Here is a 6,000-nt window from a genome sequence, read left to right as displayed (position 1 = left end):
GTACCCGTCGATGATGTCGATGATGATCGCTTTCTGGAATGGCCGTTCATGGCCCTTCTGGTCGAAGCGCACTTTCAAGTGCTGCACCGTGGCCTGGCTCTGGCCGGGGACCAGCTCACCGGCCTGGTATTCGGCGCTGACATAGTTGGGACCGGCCGGGTTCGAGGTCTGGAACAAGGCCCAGTCGGAATAGAACTTGAAGGCCAGCTTGAGCCACGCGCCGTCGGCCAGGCCGCTGCCACCGACCTCGTAGACCAGGGTGATTTCATCCCACTGCCCGGCGACCAGCGTGTCACGGTCGCAGTGGACGCTGCCCAGGAACGGACGTTTCTTGTTGCGCTCGTACAGGCCTTGTGGGGCGATGTAATGCCCGGCTTCGCGGGGATCGAAAACGTTACTCACATGACACCTCGTGCAGTGGTCCACTGAAGGGTTCGAATACGTGGGGCGCTGCTTATTGCACGCGCCATTGCTGGTAGTGACGCTCGATGCGCCGGAACACAAAGCTTTCCATGAGCCAGGCAATCAAGCCGATCACGACAATGCCCAGCAGCACCTGGCTGCTGTTGCCGATCTGCCCGCCCGTGGCGACCATCCAGCCGATGCCGCGGGAAGCGCCGATCATTTCCGCCGCGACCAGCGCCCGCCAGCCCTGGCTGAAGCCGATGCGCAAGGCGGCGGTCACGAACGGCAACGAGGCCGGTAAATAGACGTGGGCCAACAGTTGCCAGGCGTTGGCACCCAAGGTCCGTGCCGCGCGAACTTCACCGCCGCGGATGCTCTGCACGCCTTCCTGGATGGTCACCGCCATGGGGAACATCGCGGCAATGAAAATCACCAGCACGATGGAGACATAACCCAGGCCGAAAATGATCATGATCAGCGGCGCCCAGGCAATCGGCGGGATGGCCATGAACAGGCTGTTGAGCGGCGAGATGAAATCGCGAAAGCGCGAGGACAGGCCAGCGGCCGTGCCCAGCAGGAGCGCAACGATCACCGCGGCGCAAAAACCACCCAGTTCTTCCAGCACGCTGGCCTGCAGGTGCTGCCACAGCGAACGGTCCCCCAGCCAGCGCAGCGCCTCGCGGGCAACGTCCCAGGGCTGCGGCAGGATGTAGGTGGGAAAGCGACTCGCCAGGGCGATCCAGATCAACAACAGGAATGGCAGCGACGCCCATCCCCAATTCGGTTTTGGCAAGGACATGACGGACTCAGTGCGCGGCTTTTTCCAGGTAGGAGGTATCCACGATCTGTTCGGTCTTGAGCGTGGTGTCGATAAAACCCAGGTCGTGGGAGTAATCCATCAGGCGCTGGATGAACTGGATGTCCGCCGCCTGCAAGTCCGCCGACCAGCCCAGCCGGGTTCGGGCCTGGGCAACGATGGTTTCCGGCGCGATGGTCTTGCCGTCAATGCCTTGCACCGATTCGAGCTTGAATGCCTCGGCGATGAGCCGGTTCGATTCGTCGGGATGTTCATTGAGGAAGGCGATGGCCTTGTGATGGGCGCGTAACAGCTTCACCACGTCATCCGGGCGCTCCTGCAAGGTTTTCGGCAAGGCGATCACCACGTACCACGGGTACTGGGGCAGCGCCTGGTTGACGTCCAGCAGGATCCGGCTCGAACCGCGCAACACCGACTGGCTGACGAAGGGCTCCCAGGAAAATGCCGCGTCAACGATGCCACGTTCAAGGGCAGCGTTCATGTTGCCCGGCGGCATGTCGATGATGTCCAGGTCCTTGTCGGGATCGAGCCCGGCCTTTTCCTTCAGGACATAACCGCGCAGCAGCACATCCATGCCACTGCCCTTCTTGACCCCGGCGAGTTTTTTCCCCTTGAGCGCTTCCAGCTGGGTGATCGGACTCTTGGCGTCGACAATCACTGCGGCCTGGCCGTAATTGACCTTCGCCAGGATCCGGCTTTGCAGCCCGCGGGAAAACCATTGGTACACCGGTGGGGTGCCGACATAGGCCACGTCCAGTTCACCGGCGGCCAGTGCCTGCTGGATCACCGGACCATCGCCCAAGGCCTTGAGGTCGACGTTCAAGCCTTCTTCACGGAAGTAACCTTGCTTGTCGGCGATCAGCGCCGGGGCGTTGGCCATGGCGAAGACATAACCCACGCGCAAGGGTTTCGCCTCGCCCGCCACGGCGAAGGCGCTGCCTGCCAACGTGGCGGCAGACAATGTAAGGGCAAGCAGCGAACGTTTGATCATGCTGTCAGCTCAAGTCGAGGGGTGGGGTAAACCGTGGTGTCGCAGGCGTCCATCACCTGGGCAATGCGCGTCATCAGCTCATTGCGGTAATCGAGGAACGCCGGCAGGCGACGGGTTTTCAGGTTGCTGCGGGGACGCGGCAGGTGGATCTCCAGCTCGCTGTGAATACCGCCCGGCGCGATGTTGAGCACGATGACTCGGTCGGCCAGGAACACCGCTTCGTCGATGTCGTGGGTAATGAACAACACCGTCTGGCCCAGTTCGGCCCAGATGCGCAACGTCTCTTCGTTCATGCTGTTGCGACTGATGGCATCGAGTGCGGCGAACGGCTCATCCATCAGCAATACGCTGGGTTCCAGTGCCAGGGTCCGGGCCAAGGAGACGCGCTGCTGCATGCCGCCGGAAAGCTGGTGCGGCAACCGCTGCGCGGCATTCTCCAGGCCAACCAGGCGCAGGTACTGCAACGCCTGTGCGCGCTGCTGCGCTTCGTCGGTCCGGGCGCTCATCCGCAGACCGAAACGAACGTTTTCCAGGGCACTCAACCAGGGGAACAATTGCGGCGCCTGGAACACATAACCCAGCTCCGAGCGCTCCGGGCGTACCGCGGTCTGGTTGATGGTGATCCGGCCACTTTGCGGTTGCACGAACCCTGACAACAGGTTCAGCAAGGTGGTTTTCCCACAGCCGGATGGCCCGAGGATCGCGACGAACTCGCCGGGTTTGGCGTTCAGGCTGAAAGAGGAAAATACGCGGTGCCCATTGGGGTAGCTGAAGCTGATGTCATCGACCGTCAGGGCGTCGGCTTGCGGCTGCGGGTAAGGGAGGGTTTTGGGCATGGCAAGTGTCGTCAGGTCGTTTACAATGGGAATGCCTGACATAATACGTATTAATACAAGTAGTCCCAATAACCTATTTTTATAACCTTAGAAGTGAAGGCACCCTGCCCCACTCAAGGCCATGGAAGCTGACAGTGTCCACCTCCATTCTTCGCGACAGCACCACCTCGCTCTACGAACAGATCGCCCATCAACTGCTGGAAGAAATCCAGCGCGGCGACTACGAACCCAGCGGCAAGCTACCGTCCGAGGCGCAGTTGGGCGAACGGTTCGGGGTGAGCCGCGTCACGGTTCGCCTGGCAGTGGGCAAGCTCAGCGACGACGGCGTGGTGGAGCGCAAGCAAGGCAAAGGCACCTTCGTCGCGGCCAAGCAGGTACGCCACGGCCTGGATGCACTGCGCAGCTTTCATGAGGCGTTGTTGTTGCAAGGGCTGCAACCGAGCATGCAGGTGCTCAGCCATGCCCTGCAGCCCGTTCCGGAAACCCTGCGGGATCTGTTTGAGCAAGCGCACGACTGCCTGCTTCTGGAGCGACTGCACTTCGTCGATGACGAACCCATCGCATTGGGACGCAGCCACCTGCCGGCAGAGTTGGCCAGCGTGGCCTGGGCTGAGGTCGAACATCAGCCGATCTATTCCATTCTCGAATCGATCACCGGCCTGGCGGTCAGCCGCGCCGACCTGGCCATCCGTGCACAGGAAGCCGACAAAAGCCTGGCCAGCGCGCTGCACGTCAAACGCGGCGCCGCGCTGCTGGTCATGGAGCGCACGTCCTATTTCGCCGATGGCCGTTGCTGCGACCGCACGACGTTTTTCATCCGCCCGGAACGCTACGCCTTCGTGCTCAGTGGGGTGTTCAAATCCAATACCGCCAATTGATAGGATTCAAATTGGCGCGACGGTTGGGCCCGGCCTGACAAAACACTGTTCTGTAACCGGTCGCCCCCATTGCTGCCCCTCTTGCTCCTGCTCCAACCTGAACCCGAACGCTTCATACAGCTTGCGAGCAGCGTCGAGCCCCTGGAACGTCCAGAGGATCGTTGAGCTAAAGCCCCACTCGTCGCAGAACTTCATCGCTTCGGCCAACAGGCGCCTGCCAGCCCCCTTGCCACGCGCCGAATCATCCAGGATGAAGCAGCGCAGCACCGCACTGCCGCCCTCGCCTTCGCCGTCGATGGCAATCGAACCGACTATTCGTTCGCCATCCAGGGCGACCCAGACCTCATTGCGCGGATTGTGCAGACGCCCCATCAGCTCGGCCATGTCCGATGCAACCAGGCTTTCGAACAACTGGCCGAAGTTCGAATGCCTGGCGTAATAGTCCGCATGCATTTGCACAATGCGGCCAATGACGCCAGGACGATAGCCACGCGCGATCTCCAACTGCGCCGGCGCGGGCGGCGCTGTACCGAGCCGATGGGCGTGTAGCGCGATGGCATAGCTGGCAATCCCCTCGCTCACGGTCTGACACTGCCCATTGGATAAGTGAGACATGGCCGCGACAACCTGTTGCGTGGCGAAAGCATCGATGGTTCCAAGGGTGTTTTGCCCCTGGGCGGTGAGTCGCAATCTCTTGGCCCGCGCATCCTGTTCATGGGCAACTTCTTCGATCTCGCCGGCCTCGATGAGCTTGCGAACCATCCGGCTTACGCTGGATTTTTCCAGGCCGAGCAGCTCGACAAGCTCGCCCGCAGTCAGGGATTGGCGATTGCCGAGTTCCACGATGGTGTGCACCGACGACGGCGGATAATCCGTCGCAGCCAACGTCGTGTGCATGAACCCCAGCTCCCGCACCATGAGACGCGACGCCGAACGGATGTTCTCAATCAGATCTGGTGGGCAATGATTCACGGGGACCTCGGACGCGATGGGTATTTAGTTGTACCGCACAACTAAATACCCATCCGTGCGTTCAGTCAAGCTTTCCAGCCCAGATCCCAGGAGCAACAGCCACGCCGCGCAGCGAATGGAGCATGCACCTAATGATCGCCATGAAGGCTATTGACCCGACTGTCCGCCAGCTTGAACACCACGCGCTGAGGGTGGTTGATCGAGACCAGGTACTCCACGGGCTGCCCTTGGCGGTCGAAGATCACGCCCCGGTAGACCAGTGCGGCCGTCCCGGGCTCGACGTCGAGCAAGCGCGCCTCCTGGTCGTTCATCGTGGCGATGCTCAGCGTGCCCTCGTCGCTCTCTATTTCGATCTGGTAGCGCGATAACAACAATGCATACAACGAAGCCCCCTCGATCAGGTCTCCCGCCACCAGCTCCGGTGCCCGGGCGGCCGGGATGTAACTGGTCTCGATGCAGAATGGCTTTTGATCCACGGTGCGCAGGCGCCTGATGGTCAGCAAGGGGTCGCCTTCCTGGATTTTCAGCAGTTTCGCCACTCGAGCACTGGCTTGGGTTTGTTCGAAGTAGAGCAATTTACTGCCCGGCCGGGCGCCAGCCTGCTCGACCACTTCAGCGATACCTTTGCGCGCGACGGTATTGAGCGGCCGCTCGACACCGGGCGCCGTGACGAAGGTGCCACGATTGCCCCGACGCTCCAGGACCCCGCGATCGATCAGCGTCTGCAGCGCCTTGCGCAGGGTCATCCGGCTGATCCCCAGGTGCTCGGCAAGATCCCGTTCCGCCGGGATCCGTTCAGTGGGGCCGAATTCCGGGCGTTCCAGCATCTCCAGCAAGGCCTGCACAGCCTGCCAGGCCACCTGCTTGCGTTCGGGCGCCAACAGCGCAACGTCGGAAGACTTTGGAGGCGTTACTTTCATGGTCTACATCCTGGATTATTTTTTCGGCACTGCATTGCGACTGTGGAACCCCAAAATAATGTCGCAAACCCGCCAGCTTGATCATAAGCGGCAAAACCGCCTCGCAAAACACCGCAGAAATCCCGTAGGAAGCCTATTAGACCATGGGGAAAAATCCTTGTAATGGTATTTTTCATGGTAT

At 61.1% G+C, this 6,000-nt stretch carries 6 protein-coding genes and 1 pseudogene; 1 reads left to right on the top strand and 6 read right to left on the bottom strand.

Translation table 11 applies throughout. From position 1 onward, the window contains the following. From J4E53_RS20310 to J4E53_RS20295, 4 genes and pseudogenes are all read right to left on the bottom strand, one after another. Positions 1-402 (bottom strand): annotated as a pseudogene (locus J4E53_RS20310) (hypothetical protein); the annotation flags it as partial. 52 nt (positions 403-454) lie between these two features. Beyond that, positions 455-1,204, bottom strand: a complete 750-nt coding sequence (locus tag J4E53_RS20305; RefSeq protein WP_060741800.1) for an ABC transporter permease — start codon at positions 1,202-1,204, stop codon at positions 455-457. Between the two features lie 7 nt (positions 1,205-1,211). Further along, positions 1,212-2,213 (bottom strand): ABC transporter substrate-binding protein, encoded by a 1,002-nt coding sequence (locus tag J4E53_RS20300; protein ID WP_103309472.1) that lies wholly within the window; start codon positions 2,211-2,213, stop codon positions 1,212-1,214. Continuing rightward, the gene (locus J4E53_RS20295; protein ID WP_103309470.1) at positions 2,210-3,049 is read right to left on the bottom strand and encodes an ABC transporter ATP-binding protein; all 840 of its coding nucleotides are present in this window, start codon (positions 3,047-3,049) and stop codon (positions 2,210-2,212) included. The genes J4E53_RS20300 and J4E53_RS20295 overlap by 4 nt, the downstream gene beginning before the upstream one ends. Before the next feature lie 134 nt (positions 3,050-3,183). Between J4E53_RS20295 and J4E53_RS20290 the strand changes: the two genes are divergently transcribed. Further along, on the top strand, positions 3,184-3,927 hold the full coding sequence (locus J4E53_RS20290; protein ID WP_103309468.1) for a GntR family transcriptional regulator: 744 nt from the start codon (positions 3,184-3,186) through the stop codon (positions 3,925-3,927). A gap of 6 nt (positions 3,928-3,933) precedes the next feature. Here the strand turns inward: J4E53_RS20290 and J4E53_RS20285 are convergent, their stop codons facing one another. Both J4E53_RS20285 and J4E53_RS20280 read right to left on the bottom strand, forming a co-directional pair. Further along, the gene (locus tag J4E53_RS20285; RefSeq protein WP_103309466.1) at positions 3,934-4,845 is read right to left on the bottom strand and encodes a helix-turn-helix domain-containing GNAT family N-acetyltransferase; all 912 of its coding nucleotides are present in this window, start codon (positions 4,843-4,845) and stop codon (positions 3,934-3,936) included. A 182-nt stretch (positions 4,846-5,027) separates the two neighbouring features. After that, entirely contained in the window at positions 5,028-5,819 is a 792-nt protein-coding gene (locus tag J4E53_RS20280) for a GntR family transcriptional regulator (RefSeq protein ID WP_060741795.1), read from the bottom strand. Positions 5,820-6,000 lie beyond the last annotated feature (181 nt).

It is taken from the genome of Pseudomonas sp. FW305-28, from assembly GCF_017351395.1.
GTDB classification, from domain to species: domain Bacteria; phylum Pseudomonadota; class Gammaproteobacteria; order Pseudomonadales; family Pseudomonadaceae; genus Aquipseudomonas; species Aquipseudomonas fluorescens_AA.
The sequence above is the reverse complement of the archived record's forward strand: the minus strand, read 5'-3'. Positions and strand labels throughout refer to the sequence as shown.